Genomic DNA, 20,944 nt, shown 5'->3' with positions numbered 1-20,944 from the left:
TTGCTCAGGTACTTAAAAAAAATATTTTATAATAGTGTTGCGGAATTAAGGTTATACATTCTTCATAATGCTCTATGCATTGTGTTGACAATTCTTTCAGTTGACGTTGACTTGTTTTAGTGTGTTCCATCCTTCGAACAAGAATTTGTCTGACCTTTTTATCAACGCCAAGTCCATAAAGCAATTCGAGATCTTTCTGGATATCATAAATAGAACCGGTGAACATAAGTGTACACTTATTTAACGGTGCATACTTCAACAAAGTCATTGTTCTTTCACGTTCAGATCTTGGTATGATAGCCTCCCTCTTACCTTGCATAGTGATGAGTGATAAATCTATACCAAAATTCGGAATAGAATTAAGGAAATCCAATTTGTCTTCTCTGATATATGCACCGGTAGTAACGGTTGTTATCTTTTTTGTCGGGAAATATTCCGATGCAATTTTGATAAAATCATATATCTGAGGATGAAGAAATGGGTCTGTATGAGGTGCGACCAATACACCAGCACCCAGCCTTACGTAGTTAACATTCGGGTTGATAAAAGCAAAACCTTTTATAAGGTCTTCCTTATCAATCATTGGAATCTTTGGATAGTGTCCCAAATAGGAATCTGTGTGCACTTTACAAAATACACACCCTATACCACAGTACTGGCTTAAGATCGGAATATTGCCGAATGTAGCAATCTCCATTCTGAATGCATCAAATTGTTCTTGATTAAGTACCATCTTACACTTTATTAATCCAACTTGTGTCGGGTTCTACATACTTTACCTTGTTTGAAAAGATTAGCTCCTTCCATTTAGTTCCACAATAGTTCCATGTTTGAAATTCTGGATGCTCATTCGCATACATTTTATAGTTTTCTATAGCATATGTACATAGAGAACACACGTCATTCTTAAAATTTTCTCTTATAAACATTGAAACATCTTTTGGAAATTCATGCAAAAAATATTTATGATTTGATTGTTTCGCCATTATACAAGGGAAACAAGGAGCTGTATATGAAAAACCATAGACGGTATAATGAATACCACAAATATTGATTCTATCGCAGATTTTATAGTCTGCGCCAATGTCTTCCGGAGATAATGTTATATTTCTGTGCTTTATATTCTTGATTGAATATATTTCGTTCTTAGTCAATGGCCTACCTTTGTCTTCTATCATTTGACCTACAATTTGTGGCGCAAATACAATGTATGGAGAACAATAAGCAGGAATAGGCAATGTACCGTTGGTCACAATATTGATATTAGAAATATAGCCTTCGTCTTTCAGTAATTCAAAAGCTTGAACCGCCGGCTCTAATATCTTTGACAATAATGGCTCGCCTCCAAGTATTCGGATGGTTTCTATACTTCCTTTACGAATCGATTTAATCTCACGACACAGATAGTCTATATGCCGCATATCCATATCCAAAGAATTCCTAACTATTGCATACTGATTCTCAGCATTACAAAGACGATTGCAATGTCGACAAATAAGATTGCAACGATGTGTAATATCCACTTCTATGATTAACTTTTCCATCATCGTAGTGCTGGTGCGATATATTCATTATACTTCTGTAATCCCTCAATTGAAAGTGGACAAGATAGTACTTTAACTAAATTGGGGCAATGTTTGCAAGGTAAATCAATAGAGGTATCTCTCCCTTCAAAAAGAAGTTCAACTAATGCCTTGAACCCCTCGCTTTCTGTCCATTGAGTCAAAGACCCATCTTTGACGTTTCCAAGACTTCTCCACTTATTAACACTACATCCAAGGATATCCCCATTCCAATTAATTTGTGGACTTGAGAAACAATGATAGCATGGAGCTTTATATTCGTGATTATGCTTCAGACGGTATTCATCACGGTCTGCTACTCCAAGACCACTTTCTCGTCTTACAAATTCCTTGTCTTTTACAGGTGAGAATTGGGAATAATTAAGTTTGGGATTAAAAGCCATGTTGTACTTCAAGCACAACTCTTTAACCTTTGGTAAATCCTGTTCGTTATGGCCGAATATCACGAATTGCCATGATAACTTAGGGTACTCTGAGTTATATCGTTCTTTATAATTGTTCAGTCGCTCGATATTTTGAAGTACATTACAGAGATTACCACCCACGCGATAAATTGAATATGTCTCTTGTGTTGCTCCATCAATAGAAATATTTAGATACTCAACTCTATATTTGACCAGTGCTTCCAATGCTTCTTCCGAAACATTGTTGAAATTAGTACCGTTTCCGCAATATAAAGTAACTCCTTTTCTGAAAGCATACTCTAAAATTTTGACAATATCCTTGTTCAGAAATATTTCTCCCCAATTGGACATTTCTATTCTTTTAATCTCCGGATTAGTGTCAATAAAATTTGAAAAATCCTCAAAAGAAAGTTGACCTTTTCCCACAATCCCTGCATGAGTGATTCCTTTGGACGTTGAACACTCGACACAATGTAATTGACAGATTGTGGATAAATCTATCGACGCTTCTGTTATCTTAGGTAATTTAATCATTTTGTCTAAAATATTGAATTGTTTTACATAAACCGTCTTTCAGACTAACTGTGGGTTTCCAACTTATGACTCTTTCCGCTTTAAGTATTGAAGGCTTGCGCTTCCTGGGATCGTCTTCTAATCCGCTTAAATGTACAACAGGAACGTCACTATGTGTCAATGTTTTAATTATTCCTGCCAATTCATTAATGGTGTGCTCTTCATACGGATTCCCAATATTGATAGGAGTATCGAAACGGACGTCAGATTTAATCAACTGCTTTACAGCTTTTATTAAATCATCAATGAACATAAAGCTTCTAGTCTGATCACCACTCCCATATATCTCTATGGATTCTGACTTAAGAGCCTTATTAATAAACTCCGGTATAGCCCGACCATCAGCAGAATTCATCTTCGGACCATAAGTGTTGAATATACGTATAATCCGAACATCCATCTTGTGTGTGCGAATATAGTCCATACAAAGAGTCTCAGCGGCTCTTTTACCTTCATCATAACATGCTCTAGGACCGGTACAACTTACGTTACCATTGTAGGTCTCTTCTAAGATGTCTACATTAGGATCTCCATAAATTTCACTTGTAGATGCTTGAATTAACATGGCATTTTGAGTAAGAGCATAATCCAAGAGATTTTTGGTTCCCAAAACGGATGTCATTAAGGTGTCTACTGGCTGTTTATAGTAAGCCTTTGGAGAGGCAATGCAAGCAAGATTAATGATGACATCAATTGCGATAGATATAATTCCTCCTAAATCACAGGTTCTAACATCTTCATTAACAAACGTATATGTACCGTCCTCTAAGTCTCTAATATTTGCAAGGCTCCCAGTACTCAGGTTATCAAGGATTACAACTTTGTGTCCATCTTTAATTAATGATGCACAAAGATTAGAACCGATAAAACCGGCTCCGCCAGCGACTAATATGTTCATACAGTGTTGCATTTTATATTAAATCTTTTAATTCAAGAGTACTTATGGTTCCTCTAATATTAAATTTGTCAAATATCGAATGATTGACAAGCTTAATTACAATGTCGTATCTCTGGATAAGTTCCGATTGATCTTTAATAAACAGGGATTCTATTTCCGGTGAAAGAAGAGATGTATCAATTATCGGGTCAAAGGCCATTATCGTAACCCCTTGGTCATGTAGTCTTTTAATTATTTCAATCGACTTTGAATTCCGGATATCGCTTATATTGGCTTTGTATGACGCTCCGAGTATAAGAATGGAACAATCTTTGTCGCCAATTAAATCGGAGATCTTTTTTATCACGATAAAAGTCTCATTCTCATTGATGCATCTTGCTGTTGACACCAACGGCAAATCTAATGATTTGGATTTAGCCCTTTCTATTAAATAATATGGGTCAATACCAATACAATGCCCACCAACTAAGCCGGGGTAAATAGATGCGAAATTCCATTTTGTTGAAGCACATCGAGTGACCTCGAATGAATCAATTCTCTCTTTTCCACAATAAAGGGAAAATTCATTGGCCAAGGCAATGAGGGTATCGCGTTGAACATTTTCATACATCTTAGCCGCCTCAGCCACTTTAATGCTTGAAGCTCGACAGAGCGGAGCCGATATAATCGACGAATAGAGTTTTTCAATTTTATTCAATACTTCTGAGGATGAGCCAGAAATAATCTTAGGTGTTATTGAAAGATGATGTATCTCCTCTCCGACATTAATTCTTTCAGGAGAATATCCAACCCCAAAATCTATGTTAAGCGTTAAACCAGAATACTCTTCAAGGATAGGAATACATATTTCATCAGTTGCACCAGGGAAAACAGTCGATTCAAATATAACCAAATCTCCTTTTTTAAGATTGCTTCCAACAACGAAACATGCGCTTTTTAATGGGAACAAGTCCGGCTCGTGCGACGACGTGACGCCTGTTGGAACACATATTACAAAAACATTACAATCTCTGATAGCGTTACTATTAGAAACAATAATGCTGTTCCTAATAGCTGCATTTATATTTTCCTCTTTCTCGCACCTCTTAGCATCAATACCACGAGAAAGCAGAGTTGTTCTCTCATTATCTGAATCAAACCCTACGCAATGATAGTGTTTTGAAAATAGGCAAAACAATGGCAACCCAACATAACCAAGACCTAATACAGCAATCTTGGGAATAAAAAATTGTTGTATATCTTCGTTTTTATTCTTATTCATGATACTTTTTTTATCTCATATACTTGAAATTAAGAATGACAAACACGCTATAAACTAAAGATGCAAGAAGTATACGATCTGTAATGAATTGCATTCATCAATCTTATCGTATACATTTATAGAATCCGAGCCGTTAATGTCATTTCCATTGTTGTATGGAAGTTCCACCGTTGATGAGTCGGCGAGGATCTATTTTCAAGACAGAAGCTATCTTGATAACCATCTCAAGTGATGGTTGCGCCGTGTTAGAGCACCATCGAGAAACAGTTGCTTCATTTTTTCCTAGTTGCTGTGCCAACCATTTACCAGTACGATTCTTTTCGGCTAAAACCACTTTTAATCGATTAATCATCTTATTATCAGTAACTACCTCCGATTTCATAGATTAATTTATTGATGTAATGTGCAAATTTACAACAAAATCCACAATCTTCATTCATTCCAGAGAATGTTTTCACAGATAGACGACATTCGAAAGTTGAATGATTACTTTACTTCCCATTGAGGCATCATAAATATGTAACACAAAACTTACAATGAGTTTTTAAGTTTCGCAAGTAAATTTTAGCCCACCAGATCAGAATCACCTACTTGTCGAAGACCAATTTCACTGCTTTGATTTGTTTGTCGTTTGATATTACCTATTCAGTCAGATCCATGGTATCATAGTTATATGAGCTATATAATCAACAATTAGAATTGGATTGATAATACTTCCCTTGTATTTGCAGGTGATATGCAGATGTTCCTCGGTGCAGCGTCCCGTATTGCCTGTAATCCCAACAACATCACCAGACAAAACAGCCTGCCCTTGTGATACAGAGATTTGAAACAGGTGGTAATAGCTGACGGTGAAGCTGCTGTGTTGTAACGTGACATACTTTCCGGAGACTTTGTCCTATCCTACCTTTCGCATTCTACAGTAAATCCTCAGTTAGGTTTGTATTTTCTGTTTGATTGGGTAAGGATAAAGTTGAAATGGGTTAATATGAAGTATATCGGATTGCGATAATAATATCTATAGTGCTAAAAAGTCGCCACTCTCTTTGCCCATTCAATGATTTTGGCTACTTTTGCGGTTGAGTTATTTGACAGTAAAACATAGCAAAACGCTGAAAATCGCACGGTTTCTTAGTCGTTACCGCTACTTTTCAAATAGCTTGCTAAAAGTTTATTCCTCAAATGGTTAAGTCAAATCATTGAAAATCTAAAATAGAAGATATGAACTTAGAAAAGATATAAGGCTGTAGGATTGTAGGATTTTTCCAAAAAAATGCAAGAATAAAAATAAAAAAACGCTATCTTTGTGAAATAATAAAGCGTTCTTCAGATTTGATGCAAAATATAACGAATATATGTAGTTCGCTCGTTTCTAAATCGTTACCTGTTCAAAATTATAAGAGCTTTAATTATTTGTTTTTCAATAGGAAAAGGAAAATTGAATGTCGTGCAACATGAGTGGTCAGCCGTTTGGCTATGCCGCATACATCAGCAATTTCTTTTAAATAGGCGTTCATGCGTTGATTACTGATTACAGGCAAAAGTACTCCTTTTTTTATGCACTCTACATTATCTTCATATTTCCTCAATATCCTTTGAGGAATGGATAAAACAGGAATATTACACATCTGATTGGTTTTCTGTCGTGCCTTGCGTATCCACAAAGCACCGTTATTGTCTTTTATTAGGTGTTCACGGCTTAACTGCTGCACATCCACGAAAGCAAGTGCAGTAAAACAGCAAAAGATAAAAATATCTCTTACCTGCTCCAGCCGTTTGATAGCAAATTCCTTGTTCATCAGAATATCCAGTTCTTCACGTGAGAGAAACTCTACATTTACTTCCTCCTGCTTGAAGTGGATGCCGTAAAACGGGTCTTTCTTTATCCAGTCATTAGCCAAAGCAATGCGAACAACCTTTTTCAAGTTCTTCAAATGTTTCAATGCGGAATTGTTTTGGCAATGCTTCTCCGTTTTCAGCCAAAAATCAAAATCACGGATAAATTGCCCGTCCAGTTCTGCCAACATTATATCATCACAGTGGTAACAACTGCGGATATATTCTTTCAGCCGGTTTATGGAAGTATCAAACTTGGTAACGGTGCTTTCTGTATATTCCTTGCCAATCAGGGCACGACATTTTTCGTTATGCTCTGCATACACCTCCAGCAAGCTACGCTGTACCTTATCCCGTCCGTAGAAACAATCCTTAATTGTATCAGCTGTTATTGGCTTGTTGTCTATTTCCAGTTCACGGTGTATCTGTAATACTTTGGCACGAACCGTATTAATATAGTAGTTTAGTTCAGTGGCTACACGGTCTTTTCCTTTGGAACATTCCTTTTTCTGATTCCATAAATCTACAGGAATGCTCCGTTTAATCATAACTTCGGCTACTCGTTTGTTTACGGTGATGCGCATGCAGATAGGAGCTTCACCGTTTTTCAGAAGTTTCGCTTTCTTGATGATGAACAATACGCTTAGTGTGTTTCTTTTCACTGCTCCCATAATTCTTTGATTTTTAAGTGGTACAAAATTAGTTTGCTACACTCAAAACCAGCTACGCAAAAAGCTGACAATCAAAGACAAATGCGTCAATTCGTGGGAACAAAAACGGCTTTCAAAAAGTCCCACGAATAAGCCACGTGAGAACTGCCTGAAACCGCTATTTTTTGCCGAAGCAGAGAAAAAGAAAAAGCTCTGAAATCCTTGAATTTCAGAGCTTTGCTTTCATTTGCTATTTGCTTTCGCGGTGCGTACGGGACTCGAACCCGTGACCCCATGCGTGACAGGCATGTATTCTAACCAACTGAACTAACGCACCATTATTTCATTTTTTTTGTAGCTATCTCTCTCGATTGCGGTTGCAAAGGTAGGCATTTCTTTGATATCTGCAATAGCTATGACGAATTTTTTTTCAAGCGTTTTGTGCTGTATTTGCTTTATATCCTCATATTGAGAAGATTGTAAAAATGAGAGAAAAGTAAATTTAACAACTGTTTAGAAATTTGTTTATGCACTGTTTTGTTCTTGATATGAAAATCTCTCCTGGAGAAAACGAAACATTTCGGAGCTTGTTTTAAACTTCTTGCTCGAAAAGTTCTTTGTTTTGCAATAAATCGTTATTTTTGCGAACTCAAAACGAGAATGTTGTAATTTGAAAAATGATAAAAAACATTTTAGGATGATGAAAACAGCCAAACTGTTGCTGCACTGCCCTGACAAACCTGGCATATTGGCAGAAGTAACAGACTTTATAACGGTGAACAAAGGTAATATTATCTATCTAGATCAGTATGTAGACCATGTAGAGAATATCTTTTTCATGCGTATAGAATGGGAATTGAAGGATTTTCTGGTACCTCAAGAAAAGATTGAAGATTATTTTGCCACCTTGTATGCACAGAAGTATGAGATGAATTTTCGTCTCTATTTCTCCGATACAAAACCGCGCATGGCTATCTTTGTCTCGAAGATGTCCCATTGCTTGTTCGACTTGCTGGCGCGTTATACTGCCGGTGAGTGGAACGTAGAGATACCTCTTATCATAAGCAATCATCCTGATTTGCAGCATGTGGCAGAGCGTTTCGGTATTCCTTTCCATCTTTTCCCCATCACCAAAGAGACAAAGGAAGAACAAGAGAAGAAGGAAATGGAGCTACTGGCAGAACATAAGATAACTTTCATAGTGCTGGCACGCTACATGCAGGTCATTTCCGAGCAAATGATAAATGCTTATCCTAATAGGATAATCAATATCCATCATTCTTTCCTTCCGGCATTTGTAGGAGCGAAGCCCTATCATGCTGCGTTTGAACGTGGAGTGAAGATTATTGGAGCCACCAGCCACTATGTTACCACAGAGTTGGATGCCGGTCCTATCATAGAGCAGGATGTGGTGCGTATTACACACAAGGACACTGTGCAAGATTTGGTGAACAAGGGCAAGGACTTGGAAAAGATTGTACTTTCCCGTGCTGTTCAGAAGCATATTGAACGCAAGGTGTTGGCATATAGGAATAAAACAGTAATATTTAATTAGTTGATAATTGATGGTGTGGAACCAGTCATTACCTTTCAATTATCACCTTTCAATTGTCAATTCTCAATAAAAAAATGAAGGTTGCAGTTATCAAATATAATGCAGGCAATATCCGTTCGGTGGATTATGCTTTGAAACGCCTGGGAGTAGAGGCAGTGATTACAGCGGATGAGGCTGTGTTACGTGCTGCCGATAAGGTTATCTTTCCCGGTGTGGGAGAGGCGGAAACCACTATGGACTTTTTGCGTGCCAGTGGTATGGATAGGTTGATAAAGGAATTACGCCAGCCGGTATTGGGCATTTGTCTGGGCATGCAGTTGATGTGCCGTCATTCTGAAGAGGGGGATGTGGATTGTCTGGGTATTTTTGATACTGATGTGAAACGTTTCATTTCTCAGAGGCACGAGGATAAAGTGCCTCATATGGGATGGAATACCATTGCTCGGATAAATAGTGGCCTTTTTAAAGGCTTTACTAAAGAAGAGTTTGTCTATTTCGTACATAGTTTCTATGTGCCTGTCAGTGATTGTACGGCAGCCGTGACGGATTATATTCATCCGTTCAGTGCCGCTTTGCATAAAGACAATTACTACGCCACACAGTTCCATCCGGAAAAGAGTGGAAGTGTGGGAGAGCGTATTTTGCGGAATTTCCTGGAACTGTAAATCGCCAAATCGTAAATGAAATGATAGAACTGATTCCCGCTATTGACATTATTGACGGAAAATGTGTACGCCTTTCCCAAGGCAATTATGACAGCAAGAAGGTGTACAATGAAAATCCCGTGGAAGTGGCCTTGGAACTGGAGGCTCATGGTATCCGCAGACTTCATGTGGTCGATTTGGACGGTGCGGTTTCCCATCATGTGGTAAACTACCGCACGTTGGAACAGATAGCTGTGCGTACGTCTCTTATTATAGATTTTGGAGGTGGGGTAAAGAGTGATGAAGATTTGGTGATAGCTTTTGAGAACGGTGCGCAGATGGTGACTGGCGGCAGCATTGCTGTGAAGAATCCCGAATTGTTCTGCAAATGGCTTCAAATGTATGGCTCTGAGAAAATTATTCTTGGCGCTGATGTGAAAGAGCATAAAATAGCCGTCAATGGTTGGAAGGATGAGAGTGGTTGCGAACTGTTTCCGTTCTTGAAAGACTATGTGGAGAAGGGGGTTCATAAGGTTATCTGTACTGATATCAGTTGTGATGGAATGCTGCAAGGACCATCGATAGCGCTGTATAAGGAGATATTGGAGCACCGCCCTGAACTCTATTTGATAGCCAGTGGAGGAGTAAGTTGTGCTGATGATATCCGCCAGCTGGAAACTGCCGGTATACCTGCCGTTATTTTCGGTAAGGCTCTGTACGAAGGTCGCATTACCTTCAAAGAGCTGGAAAACTTTGTTGGTTGAAAGGTGAAAATTGAAAATTAAAAATTAATCACTTATAACTCATAACTCAAACCGCCGTGTTAGCAAAAAGAATCATTCCTTGCCTCGACATAAAAGATGGGCAGACCGTGAAAGGTGTCAATTTTGTGAACCTCCGCCAGGCAGGTGACCCGGTAGAACTGGCGCGTGCTTATAGTGAGCAGGGTGCCGACGAACTGGTTTTTCTCGACATCACAGCCAGTTTTGAAGGTCGTAAGACTTTCACAGAATTGGTGAAACGCATAGCTGCGAATATCAGTATTCCTTTTACTGTAGGTGGAGGCATTCATGAACTGGGTGACGTGGATAGGCTACTGAATGCAGGTGCCGATAAAATCTCCATCAATTCCTCTGCTATCCGCCGTCCCGGATTGATAGACGAGATTGCGAAGAACTTCGGTTCGCAGGTTTGTGTACTGGCAGTTGATGCCAAACAGACTGAGAAGGGATGGTGGTGTTACTTGAACGGTGGCCGTGTGGAAACGGATAAGGAACTGTTTGCGTGGACAAAAGAAGCCCAGGAACGTGGTGCGGGCGAGATATTGTTCACTAGCATGAATCACGACGGTGTCAAGACTGGTTATGCCAATGAAGCGCTTTCCAGCCTTGCCGACAATTTGTCCATCCCTATCATTGCATCGGGGGGAGCAGGTGTCAAAGAGCATTTTCGTGATGTCTTTTTGCAGGGAAAAGCAGATGCTGCTCTGGCAGCCAGTGTTTTTCATTTCGGAGAAATCAAAATTCCCGAATTAAAATCGTACCTTTGTGCCCAAGGAATTGCGATGAGAGGATGAAGGTGAGTTTACGATTGGACGATTTACGATTTACGATTGGGATTACTCAAGCAAATCATAAGTCTCCAGTCACTTAAAATAATTCAATCGTAAATAGTAAATAGCTAAATCGTAAATAAAATGGATTTTGACAAGATGAACGGACTTGTTCCGGCGATTATACAAGATGCAGATACCGCTAAGGTGCTGATGCTTGGCTTTATGAATAAGGAGGCTTATGACAAGACGGTGGAAACCGGAAAGGTGACTTTCTTCAGTCGTACCAAGAACCGTCTTTGGACGAAAGGCGAGGAGAGTGGTAACTTCCTGAATGTGGTTTCCATGAAGGAAGACTGTGACCGGGATACGTTACTGGTGCAGGTACATCCCGTAGGCTCGGTTTGCCATACCGGTGCAGATACTTGCTGGGGTGAGAAGAACGAACAACCTGTTATGTTCTTGAAGCTTCTTCAGGATTTTATCTGTAAGCGTTATGATGAGATGCCCGAAGGTTCCTATACGACTAGTCTTTTCCAGTCCGGTGTCAACAAAATGGCACAGAAGGTAGGCGAAGAGGCTGTGGAAACTGTCATTGAGGCTTGCAACGGTACGGACGAACGCCTGATTTATGAAGGAGCTGATTTGTTGTATCACCTCATCGTGCTACTCACATCCAAAGGATACCGCATTGAAGACCTTGCGCGTGAATTGGAGGAACGTCACAGTGCGACGTGGAAGAAACACTAAACAATTAAAAATTAATAATTAAAAATTAACAATTAAAAATTAAAAATTAAAAATTAAAAATTAAAATAGGGGTGGGCGAGGCGCTGATAAGATATACGGACGTAGAGATACACCAGCAGGAGTTGTGCGTACTGAACGGTGTGAATTTGGAACTTCACAAAGGGGAGTTCGTGTACTTGGTAGGTAAAGTGGGTTCTGGCAAGACGAGCCTGCTCAAGACTTTCTATGGTGAACTGGATATTGCATCGGGCAAGGCTGAGGTATTGGGGTATGACATGCTCCATATTAAGCGTAAGCACATCCCACAGTTGCGCCGCAAACTGGGAATCGTATTCCAGGACTTCCAGTTGCTGACAGACCGTACGGTGTACGACAATCTTGAATTTGTTCTCCGTGCTACCGGTTGGAAGAGCAAAGGGGAGATTAAGGACAAAATAGAAGAGGTGCTGAACCTGGTGGGGATGAGCAACAAAGGGTATAAGTTGCCCAATGAACTGTCGGGCGGTGAGCAGCAGCGCATTGTGATTGCGCGTGCAGTTCTCAACTCTCCGGAGATAATCCTTGCGGATGAACCTACCGGAAACCTGGATTCGGAAACCGGACATGTTATTGCAGAGCTTCTGCACGGCATCAGTGAAGCCGGCGCACTGGTGGTGATGACCACGCACAACTTGCAGTTGCTGCGAGAGTTTCCCGGTAAGGTGTACCGGTGCGCAGACCACCTGATGACTGATGTTACGGCAGAATACGCCCCTACAATAACCAATGATTAGTAGTTATCTCTGACTACTGATTCTTATAAAGAACAGAAATTAACGATAGAGCTCCGTAGCTGCCTACTTGTAGCTCGTAGCTTGTAACTATAAACTAATTAATACAGAAACGAAAATGAAAGTTTTAAAGTTTGGAGGTACTTCAGTAGGTTCGGCTCAGCGAATGAAGGAAGTGGCCAAATTGATTACCGATGGTGAACGTAAGATTGTGGTTCTCTCTGCCATGTCGGGTACCACAAACACATTGGTTGAGATTTCGGACTATCTGTACAAGAAGAATCCGGAAGGTGCCAACGAGATTATCAACAAGCTGGAAAGTAAATATCGCCAGCACATTGATGAACTTTTTGCTACTCCGGAGTATAAACAGAAAGGCTTGGAGCTCATCAAATCTCATTTTGACTATATCCGTTCTTATACCAAAGACCTCTTCACTCTGTTTGAGGAGAAGGTGGTGTTGGCTCAGGGCGAGTTGATTTCCACCGCCATGATGAATTACTATCTGCAGGAATGCGGTGTGAAGTCTGTGTTGCTTCCGGCTTTAGAATACATGCGTACGGATAAGAATGCCGAACCCGATCCGGTCTATATCAAGGATAAGCTTCAGATTCAGCTGGAATTACATCCGGATGCTGAGATTTATATTACTCAGGGGTATATCTGCCGTAACGCCTACGGAGAGATAGACAATCTGCAGCGTGGCGGAAGCGACTATACGGCTTCGCTGATCGGTGCTGCCATCAACGCTTCTGAAATTCAGATTTGGACGGATATCGACGGCATGCACAACAATGATCCCCGTATTGTGGACAAAACTGCGCCGGTGCGTCATCTGCACTTCGAAGAGGCCGCAGAGCTGGCATATTTTGGTGCCAAGATTCTGCACCCCACCTGCATTCAGCCTGCCAAGTATGCCAATATTCCCGTCCGTCTGCTCAATACGATGGACCCCACTGCTCCGGGTACACTGATTTCTAACGATACGGAGAAGGGTAAGATTAAGGCGGTGGCTGCCAAGGACAACATTACGGCTATCAAGATAAAGTCCAGCCGCATGTTGCTTGCTCACGGATTCTTGCGTAAGGTTTTCGAGATATTCGAGAGCTACCAGACTTCCATTGATATGATTTGTACCTCAGAAGTGGGTGTGTCCGTATCTATCGACAATGTGAAGCATCTTAATGAAATTCTGGATGACTTGAAGAAGTATGGTACAGTGACGGTGGACAAGGACATGTGTATCATCTGTGTGGTGGGCGATCTCGAATGGGAGAACGTCGGTTTCGAAGCCAAGGCATTGGATGCCATGCGCGACATACCGGTACGTATGATTTCTTTCGGTGGTAGCAACTATAATATTTCTTTCCTCATCCGAGAGTGTGACAAGAAAGTGGCGTTGCAGTCACTCAGCAATGCGCTGTTTAACGGCGAATAAATATTTTTTTAGGGTGTAGATTACGCGGATTGTACGAATTCTTTTTGTTTTTTATCCGTACAATCCGCGTAATCTACGCTCTAAAAAGAGTTGCAAACACTTCTTTCATTTCCTTTTTTAAAACTAAACAAAGATTACAGCTATTATATGAAAGGAACATTTCCCATCAATAAATTCCGCGAATTGCGTACTCCCTTCTATTACTACGATACAAAGGTTTTGCGTGATACGCTTGCCTGCATTCGTACGGAGGCGGCGAAGTATGGTAATTATTCAGTGCATTATGCCGTGAAGGCCAACGCCAATCCCAAAGTGCTTGCCATTATCCGCGAGAATGGTTTGGGTGCCGACTGTGTAAGTGGCGGTGAGATCCGTGCTGCCATCAAAGCCGGTTTTCCCACTGGCAAGATTGTTTTTGCCGGGGTGGGTAAGGCTGATTGGGAAATTAATCTGGGGCTGGATTATGATATTTTCTGCTTTAATGTGGAATCTGTCCCTGAGCTGGAAATTATCAATGAGCTGGCTGCCGCTAAAGGTAAGGTAGCCAATGTGGCTTTCCGTATCAATCCCAATGTAGGTGCCCATACCCATGCCAATATTACCACTGGGCTGGCCGAAAATAAGTTCGGTATCAGTATGCAGGATATGGACCGTGTGATAGACATTGCGCAGAATATGAAGAATCTGAGACTCATCGGACTGCATTTCCATATCGGTTCCCAGATATTGGATATGGGTGATTTCGTGGCTTTGTGTAACCGTGTCAACGAATTACAAGATAAGTTGGAAGCCCGTCATATCCGCATTGAGCACGTCAATGTGGGGGGGGGGCTCGGAATCGACTATGGTCACCCCAACCGTCAGCCGATACCTGACTTTAAAAGCTACTTCGAGACTTACAGCAGCCATTTGAAACTTCGTCCCCATCAGACGCTTCACTTTGAGCTGGGACGTGCGGTAGTGGGACAATGTGGTTCATTGATTTCGCAGGTACTTTATGTGAAGCAGGGTACCAACAAGCAGTTTGCCATCTTGGATGCTGGCATGACGGATTTGATTCGTCCGGCACTCTACCAAGCGTTCCATAAAATAGAGAATATCACTTCGGATGCGCCGGTTCAGGCTTATGATGTAGTAGGACCCATCTGCGAGTCTTCCGATGTATTTGGTAAGGCTATTGATTTGAATGGCGTGAAGCGTGGTGACCTTATCGCCCTCCGTTCGGCAGGGGCTTATGGTGAAATTATGGCTTCGGGCTATAACTGCCGTGAGCTTCCTCAAGGATATACATCGGACGAGCTGGTATAGAGCGGCTGGAGACGTGTTGCATGGATGACGAAGCATTCCAAGACCTTTGTTTTTGTATAAAAAATGTTATTGTGTGAACAACTTTTAAGGTTTCTTGTTACTTTTGTAATGATTTCAATTTTAATAAATACGATTATGATTACAGAAAAATTACAGAATGCAATTAATGAGCAGATTACGGCTGAGATGTGGTCTTCCAATCTTTATTTAGCGATGTCTTTCTATATGGAGAAAGAAGGTTATAACGGTATAGCTGCTTGGTTGAAGAAGCAGGCTTCTGAAGAAAAAGCTCATGCTTGCGAAATGGCTTCTTATATCATCAAGCGTGGCGGTAAGGCTAAATTGGATAAGATTGATGTTGTTCCTAATGATTTTGGTACTCCGTTGGAAGTATTCGAGCAGGTTTATGAACACGAATGCCGTGTTTCAAAGATGATTGATGCATTGGTGGATGTTGCTGCTGCAGAAAAAGATAAGGCTACACAAGATTTCCTTTGGGGATTTGTACGTGAGCAGGTAGAAGAAGAAGCTACTGCTGCTGGTATTGTGGATATGGTGAAGAAAGCTGGTACTACCGGAATCTTCTTTGTTGATGCAAAGTTGGGAGAACGCAAATAAGAAACAACAAAAAATCCCGCGGCTAATCAGTCGTGGGATTTTTTTGTTTGGTTATAACTTATAATTCACTTCAGCACTCCAAGCTCTTTCCCCACCTTAATAAATGCGGCAATACATTTGTCCAGATGTTCCTTTTCGTGTCCGGCAGAAATTTGTACGCGGATGCGTGCCTGGTCTTTGGGCACTACGGGGTAGTAGAAGCCGGTAACGTAGATACCTTCTTCTTGCATACGGGCGGCATAAATCTGGGAAAGTTTGGCATCATACAGCATGACGGCGCAGATGGCGCTCTGTGTCGGCTTGATGTCGAAGCCAGCGGCAGTCATTTTGTCGCGGAAGTAATTCACGTTTTCCAGCAGTTTGTCATGCAGGGTATTACTCTCTTTAAGCATCTTGAATACCTCGAGACTGGCGCCGATGATACCTGGCGCCAATGAATTGGAAAAGAGGTACGGACGGCTGCGTTGGCGCAGCAGGTCAATGATTTCCTTACGTCCGGTAGTGAATCCTCCCAAAGCGCCGCCAAAGGCTTTGCCCAAAGTTCCAGTGTAGATGTCTACGCGTCCGTAGGTGCCATATTGTTCGCTTACGCCGTGTCCCGTGGGGCCTACCACACCGGCAGAGTGTGATTCGTCCACCATGACCAGCGCGTCGTATTTCTCGGCAAGGTCGCAAATTCGGTCCATCGGGGCAACGTTGCCGTCCATGGAGAATACCCCGTCCGTAACAATGATACGGAAACGCTGTGCTTGGGCTTCCTGCAGGCATTTTTCCAGGTCGGCCATGTCGGCATTGGCGTAGCGATAGCGTTTGGCTTTGCAGAGGCGTACGCCGTCAATGATGGAAGCATGGTTCAGGGAGTCCGAGATAATAGCGTCTTCTTCGGTGAAGAGGGGTTCAAATACCCCGCCATTGGCGTCGAAGCAAGCGGCATAGAGAATGGTGTCTTCAGTCTTGAAGTAGTCGGAGATGGCTGCTTCAAGCTCCTTGTGGATGTCCTGCGTTCCGCAGATGAAACGTACGGACGACATGCCGTATCCGCGGTGTTCCATAATCTGCTGGGCGGCGGCAATCAGCCGCGGGTGGTTGGACAGTCCCAGGTAGTTGTTGGCACAGAAGTTCAGTACCTCTTTGCCTTTTACGGTGATGGCAGCTTGTTGTGCACTCTTAATCAGTCGCTCTTCCTTGTAGAGTCCGGCTTCTTTTATTTCAGCAATAGTCTTGCTGAGATGGTCTTTCATTTTACCGTACATAGCATTTTTATTTTTTAGGTAATACGTTGTCGTTACATTTCCCACAAAGAACATCATTTTTCTTGGAATAAACAATAACAATATGGCAGAAATATGAAAAAAAAGTGTGTATATTTGCACCATATATAATAACGAAACCTTATAAATAACTCGTATGAAGAATATTTTGGTAATTGGAGCTACCGGACAGATTGGATCGGAACTCACACTGGAGTTGCGCAAACGTTATGGCGATGACCATGTTGTGGCAGGATACATTCCGAGTGCTATGCCCAAGGGAGAATTGAAAGCATCCGGTCCTTCGGCTATTGCCGATGTGACAGACCGTCAGTCCATCGAGGTGGTGGCGCGTCAGTTCAAGATTGATACAATCTACAACCTGGCTGCCTTGCTTTCGGTAGTTGCCGAAAGCCGTCCGGCCATGGCTTGGAAAATCGGTATCGACGGGTTGTGGAATGTACTTGAAGTGGCGCGCGAGTACAATTGTGCCGTGTTTACCCCGAGTTCCATCGGTTCGTTCGGCGAAGCTACGCCTCACGTGAAGACACCACAGGACACTATCCAGCGTCCGCGTACCATGTATGGCGTGACTAAAGTGACGACTGAATTGTTGAGTGACTATTACTATACAAAATATGGTGTGGATACACGCTCGGTACGTTTTCCGGGAATCATTTCGAACGTGACCCCTCCGGGTGGCGGCACTACGGACTATGCGGTAGATATTTTCTACTCTGCCGTGAAGGGAGAAAAATTCGTATGTCCGGTGAAGGCCGGTACGTATATGGATATGATGTATATGCCTGATGCACTGAATGCGGCCATCTCACTGATGGAAGCAGCACCGGCAAGGCTGAAGCACCGCAACGCCTTCAACATCGCCTCCATGAGTTTTGACCCTGAACAGATTTATCAGGAAATCAAGAAGCATGTGCCTGATTTTGAGATGGTATACGAGATTGATCCGCTGAAGCAGGCCATTGCTGATAGCTGGCCCGACTCTCTGGATGACTCTTGTGCACGCGAGGAATGGGACTGGATGCCGCAGTATGACCTGGAGTCCATGACCGTAGACATGCTTGAGAAATTGAAGGCTAAATTAAATAGGTGACCGTAAGCGGTCCGCAAAGAATGAAAAAACTTTTATTGGGATTTTTGTTACTCGCCTTTTTGATTTCGTGTGGAAACAAAAAGGCGAAAATGGATCCCTTTGCTACCATTGCGGAAATGGTGGATTCGGCCGGTTACAAGGCCGATACGCTGCAGGAAGCAGAAGTGAAGGAAGAACCGAAGCCGATGGTGGCAGACGAGCTGTTTGATGATTTTATCTTCAATTATGCTTCGGATGATGCCCTGCAAAGGCAGAGGACGGTATTTCCTTTGCCCTATTATGACCGTGATACTCCGCTGAAGATAGAGGCGGACTTCTGGAAGCACGATTATCTGTTTACCAAGGAGAACTGTTACACCTTGCTTTTTGATAAGGAAGAGGATATGGACATGGTGGGTGATACTACGCTGACATCGGTACAAGTGGAGTGGATTTTCTTGAAAACGCGTATGGTGAAGCGTTATTATTTTGAGCGGAAGCGGGGAATGTGGATGCTCGAGGCCATCAACCTGCGCGAGATGGAGAAAGGTGAAAATGAGGACTTCGTGGAATTCTATACCCGTTTTGTGAGGGACAGTGTCTATCAAAGCAAGCATATCAGCCATCCGCTACAATTCATCACCATAGACCCTGATGACGAGTTTTCTATCCTGGAAACTACTTTGGATGTGGACCAGTGGTATGCCTTCCGTCCGGTAATGCCTACCGACAGATTGTCTAATATCAATTACGGACAGAAGAATGAGGACTTGTCGGATACCAAGATACTGAAGGTAAATGGTATAGGCAACGGGTACTCCAATATCTTCTATTTCCGCAAACGCGGTAAGGGATGGGAGCTGTACAAATATGAAGACACGAGCATTTAAAATAGAGGAGGAAAGGTTTGAGGAAAATACCCAATACATTTGGAATTGACGTTACTGCTGCAAGATTTCTGGAATACGGTTCGGAGGATGAACTGCGGGAATTGATTGCGGCAGGACATGTTGTTGCACCTTGGCTACATATCGGTGGAGGGAGCAACCTGCTCTTTATCAAGGATTATGAAGGCACGGTGCTGCATTCACGCATCGGTGGCCTGGAGGTGACGTCAGAGGATGAGGAGCACGTGTCGGTGCGTGTGGGCGCCGGTGTGATATGGGACGATTTTGTGGCCTACTGTGTGGAGCGGCGTTGGTATGGTGCCGAGAACCTTTCGCTGATACCGGGTGAGGTAGGGGCGAGTGCAGTACAGAATATCGGTGCCTATGGTGTGGAAGTAAAGGACCTGATAACATCCGTGGAAACCATAAACATGGCAGGGGAGAAGCGTATCTACGGAGTGGACGAGTGCGGCTACTCTTACAGAAAGAGCTTGTTTAAGCAACCGGAGATGAAGACCGTGTTTGTGACTTATGTGAACTTCTGCCTGGGTAAACGGGAACATTATACATTGGGTTACGGTACTATCCAGCAGGAGCTGGAGAAATATCCGGTGCTGAATTTGGAAACTTTGCGCCGGGTGATTATAGACATCCGTCAAAGCAAATTGCCCGATCCGAAGGTGCTGGGCAATGCGGGTAGTTTTTTTATGAACCCCATTGTGCCGCGTCGGCAGTTGGAGTCCTTGCAACGGGAATATCCGGACATGCCCCACTATGATGTGGATGCCGGCCGGGTAAAGATACCGGCTGCCTGGATGATAGACCGGTGTGGCTGGAAAGGTAAAGCGCTGGGGCCTGCTGCGGTGCACGATCGGCAGGCGTTGGTACTGGTGAATTCGGGTGGTGCCACGGGAGCGGATATTGTCGCTCTTTCAGATGCCGTGCGCGCTTCTGTCCGCGAGAAATTCGGCATTGATATTCACCCGGAAGTTTGTTTGATAAAATAGTAAGAGAGTTTTGACACACCCAAACATCGTTGTATATAACCTGATTTTAGAAATTTATTTGATTTAGTCAATGGGGAAACTCAGAATATTAGGAAGCGGGACTTCGACCGGTGTGCCTGAGATAGGCTGTACTTGTCCGGTCTGTACTTCCACTGACCCGCGGGACAACCGCTTGCGTGCGTCATCCCTGCTGCATACGGATGATGCGGTGATATTGATAGATTGTGGTCCTGACTTCAGGGAACAGATGCTGTGCGCCTCTTCTTTTGAGAAGATAGACGGCGTACTGGTGACACACGAACATTATGACCATGTGGGCGGTCTGGATGATTTGCGTCCGTTCGGTCGTTTTGCCGATATTCCTATCTACTCCGATGCCTACACTGCTGCCCATCTGCGGACAAGGATGCCTTACTGTTTTGTCGATAAAGTATATCCGGGAGTTCCGCGTATTTATCTGCAGGAAGTGGAGGCGGGGCAAGTGTTTCACATCAACAGGACGGAGGTGCTGCCTTTACGGGTGATGCACGGCAGGCTTCCCATCCTGGGCTACCGCATTGGCGGCCGCTTGGGATATATCACGGATATGCACACAATGCCTGAGGAATCTTATGAACAATTGAAAGGCTTGGATGTTTTGGTAATGAATGCTTTACGGCCAAAGCCGCATCCTACGCACCAGAGTATTTCGGAGGCGTTGGAGGCTGCCGGACGTATTGGTGCCAAAGAGACCTATTTTATCCATATGAGCCATCATGCAGGGCTTCATACTGACATCGAAAAGCGGCTGCCACCCCATGTGCACTTTGCCTACGATGGACTTGAAATAGATTTCTAAACTTTTTGAAACATTTGTTTTGTTTTATT

The 20,944-nt window shown here is 42.7% G+C and carries 21 protein-coding genes, 1 tRNA gene and 1 pseudogene; 13 read left to right on the top strand and 10 right to left on the bottom strand.

All coding sequences use genetic code 11. The features are described 5' to 3' along the window. Positions 1–4: 4 nt before the first annotated feature. The 9 genes and pseudogenes from DWY57_RS19495 to DWY57_RS19450 form a co-directional block, all read right to left on the bottom strand. Positions 5–733 (bottom strand): radical SAM protein, encoded by a 729-nt coding sequence (locus tag DWY57_RS19495; protein ID WP_133302577.1) that lies wholly within the window; start codon positions 731–733, stop codon positions 5–7. A gap of 1 nt (position 734) precedes the next feature. Then, positions 735–1,547: a radical SAM protein gene (locus tag DWY57_RS19490; RefSeq protein ID WP_227225950.1), complete on the bottom strand. Its 813-nt coding sequence runs from the start codon at positions 1,545–1,547 to the stop codon at positions 735–737. After that, complete coding sequence (locus DWY57_RS19485) at positions 1,544–2,521, bottom strand: radical SAM protein (protein WP_117945666.1); 978 nt, start codon at positions 2,519–2,521, stop codon at positions 1,544–1,546. Before DWY57_RS19485 ends, DWY57_RS19490 begins: the two co-directional genes overlap by 4 nt. Continuing rightward, on the bottom strand, positions 2,514–3,458 hold the full coding sequence (locus DWY57_RS19480) for an NAD-dependent epimerase/dehydratase family protein (RefSeq protein ID WP_207805193.1): 945 nt from the start codon (positions 3,456–3,458) through the stop codon (positions 2,514–2,516). The genes DWY57_RS19485 and DWY57_RS19480 overlap by 8 nt, the downstream gene beginning before the upstream one ends. 13 nt (positions 3,459–3,471) lie before the next feature. After that, positions 3,472–4,719 (bottom strand): nucleotide sugar dehydrogenase, encoded by a 1,248-nt coding sequence (locus DWY57_RS19475; RefSeq protein WP_119962295.1) that lies wholly within the window; start codon positions 4,717–4,719, stop codon positions 3,472–3,474. A 139-nt stretch (positions 4,720–4,858) separates the two neighbouring features. Further along, a complete protein-coding gene (locus DWY57_RS19470) occupies positions 4,859–5,101 on the bottom strand; it encodes a helix-turn-helix transcriptional regulator (RefSeq protein WP_117945663.1) in 243 nt (80 codons plus the stop codon). A gap of 267 nt (positions 5,102–5,368) precedes the next feature. Next, a pseudogene (locus DWY57_RS19465) lies at positions 5,369–5,638 on the bottom strand (M23 family metallopeptidase); the annotation flags it as partial. Positions 5,639–6,128: 490 nt separating this feature from the next. Next, positions 6,129–7,226: a site-specific integrase gene (locus tag DWY57_RS19460; RefSeq protein WP_243634736.1), complete on the bottom strand. Its 1,098-nt coding sequence runs from the start codon at positions 7,224–7,226 to the stop codon at positions 6,129–6,131. A 242-nt stretch (positions 7,227–7,468) separates the two neighbouring features. Next, a tRNA-Asp gene (locus DWY57_RS19450) sits at positions 7,469–7,542 on the bottom strand. A 360-nt stretch (positions 7,543–7,902) separates the two neighbouring features. Between DWY57_RS19450 and purU the strand changes: the two genes are divergently transcribed. The 9 genes from purU to DWY57_RS19405 all read left to right on the top strand — a co-directional run bounded on the left by purU (position 7,903) and on the right by DWY57_RS19405 (position 15,840). Continuing rightward, complete coding sequence (gene purU / locus DWY57_RS19445; RefSeq protein ID WP_117600329.1) at positions 7,903–8,760, top strand: formyltetrahydrofolate deformylase; 858 nt, start codon at positions 7,903–7,905, stop codon at positions 8,758–8,760. A 74-nt stretch (positions 8,761–8,834) separates the two neighbouring features. Next, positions 8,835–9,425, top strand: a complete 591-nt coding sequence (gene hisH, locus DWY57_RS19440; RefSeq protein WP_117965314.1) for an imidazole glycerol phosphate synthase subunit HisH — start codon at positions 8,835–8,837, stop codon at positions 9,423–9,425. Between the two features lie 20 nt (positions 9,426–9,445). After that, positions 9,446–10,168, top strand: coding sequence for a 1-(5-phosphoribosyl)-5-[(5-phosphoribosylamino)methylideneamino]imidazole-4-carboxamide isomerase (gene hisA / locus DWY57_RS19435; protein WP_117600327.1), 723 nt, complete (start codon positions 9,446–9,448; stop codon positions 10,166–10,168). A 56-nt stretch (positions 10,169–10,224) separates the two neighbouring features. Then, positions 10,225–10,980: an imidazole glycerol phosphate synthase subunit HisF gene (gene hisF / locus DWY57_RS19430; protein WP_117600326.1), complete on the top strand. Its 756-nt coding sequence runs from the start codon at positions 10,225–10,227 to the stop codon at positions 10,978–10,980. A gap of 120 nt (positions 10,981–11,100) precedes the next feature. Then, positions 11,101–11,706, top strand: coding sequence for a bifunctional phosphoribosyl-AMP cyclohydrolase/phosphoribosyl-ATP diphosphatase HisIE (gene hisIE, locus DWY57_RS19425; protein WP_117600325.1), 606 nt, complete (start codon positions 11,101–11,103; stop codon positions 11,704–11,706). 71 nt (positions 11,707–11,777) lie between these two features. Beyond that, positions 11,778–12,479, top strand: coding sequence for an ATP-binding cassette domain-containing protein (locus DWY57_RS19420; RefSeq protein ID WP_117600324.1), 702 nt, complete (start codon positions 11,778–11,780; stop codon positions 12,477–12,479). 115 nt (positions 12,480–12,594) lie between these two features. Continuing rightward, positions 12,595–13,914, top strand: coding sequence for an aspartate kinase (locus DWY57_RS19415; RefSeq protein WP_117600323.1), 1,320 nt, complete (start codon positions 12,595–12,597; stop codon positions 13,912–13,914). A gap of 147 nt (positions 13,915–14,061) precedes the next feature. Further along, positions 14,062–15,222, top strand: a complete 1,161-nt coding sequence (gene lysA, locus DWY57_RS19410; protein WP_117600322.1) for a diaminopimelate decarboxylase — start codon at positions 14,062–14,064, stop codon at positions 15,220–15,222. A gap of 135 nt (positions 15,223–15,357) precedes the next feature. Next, positions 15,358–15,840 (top strand): ferritin, encoded by a 483-nt coding sequence (locus tag DWY57_RS19405; protein WP_117600321.1) that lies wholly within the window; start codon positions 15,358–15,360, stop codon positions 15,838–15,840. Positions 15,841–15,905: 65 nt separating this feature from the next. On the opposite strand, the gene kbl is transcribed toward DWY57_RS19405, so the two are convergent. Next, positions 15,906–17,093: a glycine C-acetyltransferase gene (kbl, locus tag DWY57_RS19400; protein ID WP_119962297.1), complete on the bottom strand. Its 1,188-nt coding sequence runs from the start codon at positions 17,091–17,093 to the stop codon at positions 15,906–15,908. Between the two features lie 154 nt (positions 17,094–17,247). Between kbl and DWY57_RS19395 the strand changes: the two genes are divergently transcribed. The 4 genes from DWY57_RS19395 (at position 17,248) to DWY57_RS19380 (ending at position 20,915) form a co-directional block, all read left to right on the top strand. Next, positions 17,248–18,204: an NAD-dependent epimerase/dehydratase family protein gene (locus DWY57_RS19395; protein WP_117600320.1), complete on the top strand. Its 957-nt coding sequence runs from the start codon at positions 17,248–17,250 to the stop codon at positions 18,202–18,204. Between the two features lie 20 nt (positions 18,205–18,224). Next, the gene (locus tag DWY57_RS19390; protein ID WP_117600411.1) at positions 18,225–19,073 is read left to right on the top strand and encodes a DUF4348 domain-containing protein; all 849 of its coding nucleotides are present in this window, start codon (positions 18,225–18,227) and stop codon (positions 19,071–19,073) included. A 17-nt stretch (positions 19,074–19,090) separates the two neighbouring features. Further along, positions 19,091–20,077 (top strand): UDP-N-acetylmuramate dehydrogenase, encoded by a 987-nt coding sequence (gene murB, locus DWY57_RS19385; RefSeq protein ID WP_117965311.1) that lies wholly within the window; start codon positions 19,091–19,093, stop codon positions 20,075–20,077. Between the two features lie 70 nt (positions 20,078–20,147). Further along, positions 20,148–20,915, top strand: a complete 768-nt coding sequence (locus tag DWY57_RS19380) for an MBL fold metallo-hydrolase (protein WP_117600318.1) — start codon at positions 20,148–20,150, stop codon at positions 20,913–20,915. The last annotated feature ends 29 nt before the right edge of the window (positions 20,916–20,944 follow it).

This window comes from Bacteroides sp. AF25-5LB (assembly GCF_003602965.1).
GTDB lineage: Bacteria > Bacteroidota > Bacteroidia > Bacteroidales > Bacteroidaceae > Bacteroides > Bacteroides uniformis.
Note: the sequence above shows the minus strand (reverse complement) of the source record. Positions and strands in the feature narration are given on the sequence as shown.

Coding starts and splice junctions, on each gene's coding strand:
- DWY57_RS19495 (WP_133302577.1), bottom strand. CDS start 733: ATGGTACTTAATCAAGAACAATTTGATGCATTCAGAATGGAGATTGCT.
- DWY57_RS19490 (WP_227225950.1), bottom strand. CDS start 1,547: ATGATGGAAAAGTTAATCATAGAAGTGGATATTACACATCGTTGCAAT.
- DWY57_RS19485 (WP_117945666.1), bottom strand. CDS start 2,521: ATGATTAAATTACCTAAGATAACAGAAGCGTCGATAGATTTATCCACA.
- DWY57_RS19480 (WP_207805193.1), bottom strand. CDS start 3,458: ATGAACATATTAGTCGCTGGCGGAGCCGGTTTTATCGGTTCTAATCTT.
- DWY57_RS19475 (WP_119962295.1), bottom strand. CDS start 4,719: ATGAATAAGAATAAAAACGAAGATATACAACAATTTTTTATTCCCAAG.
- DWY57_RS19470 (WP_117945663.1), bottom strand. CDS start 5,101: ATGAAATCGGAGGTAGTTACTGATAATAAGATGATTAATCGATTAAAA.
- DWY57_RS19460 (WP_243634736.1), bottom strand. CDS start 7,226: ATGGGAGCAGTGAAAAGAAACACACTAAGCGTATTGTTCATCATCAAG.
- purU (WP_117600329.1), top strand. CDS start 7,903: ATGATGAAAACAGCCAAACTGTTGCTGCACTGCCCTGACAAACCTGGC.
- hisH (WP_117965314.1), top strand. CDS start 8,835: ATGAAGGTTGCAGTTATCAAATATAATGCAGGCAATATCCGTTCGGTG.
- hisA (WP_117600327.1), top strand. CDS start 9,446: ATGATAGAACTGATTCCCGCTATTGACATTATTGACGGAAAATGTGTA.
- hisIE (WP_117600325.1), top strand. CDS start 11,101: ATGGATTTTGACAAGATGAACGGACTTGTTCCGGCGATTATACAAGAT.
- DWY57_RS19415 (WP_117600323.1), top strand. CDS start 12,595: ATGAAAGTTTTAAAGTTTGGAGGTACTTCAGTAGGTTCGGCTCAGCGA.
- lysA (WP_117600322.1), top strand. CDS start 14,062: ATGAAAGGAACATTTCCCATCAATAAATTCCGCGAATTGCGTACTCCC.
- DWY57_RS19405 (WP_117600321.1), top strand. CDS start 15,358: ATGATTACAGAAAAATTACAGAATGCAATTAATGAGCAGATTACGGCT.
- kbl (WP_119962297.1), bottom strand. CDS start 17,093: ATGTACGGTAAAATGAAAGACCATCTCAGCAAGACTATTGCTGAAATA.
- DWY57_RS19395 (WP_117600320.1), top strand. CDS start 17,248: ATGAAGAATATTTTGGTAATTGGAGCTACCGGACAGATTGGATCGGAA.
- DWY57_RS19390 (WP_117600411.1), top strand. CDS start 18,225: ATGAAAAAACTTTTATTGGGATTTTTGTTACTCGCCTTTTTGATTTCG.
- DWY57_RS19380 (WP_117600318.1), top strand. CDS start 20,148: ATGGGGAAACTCAGAATATTAGGAAGCGGGACTTCGACCGGTGTGCCT.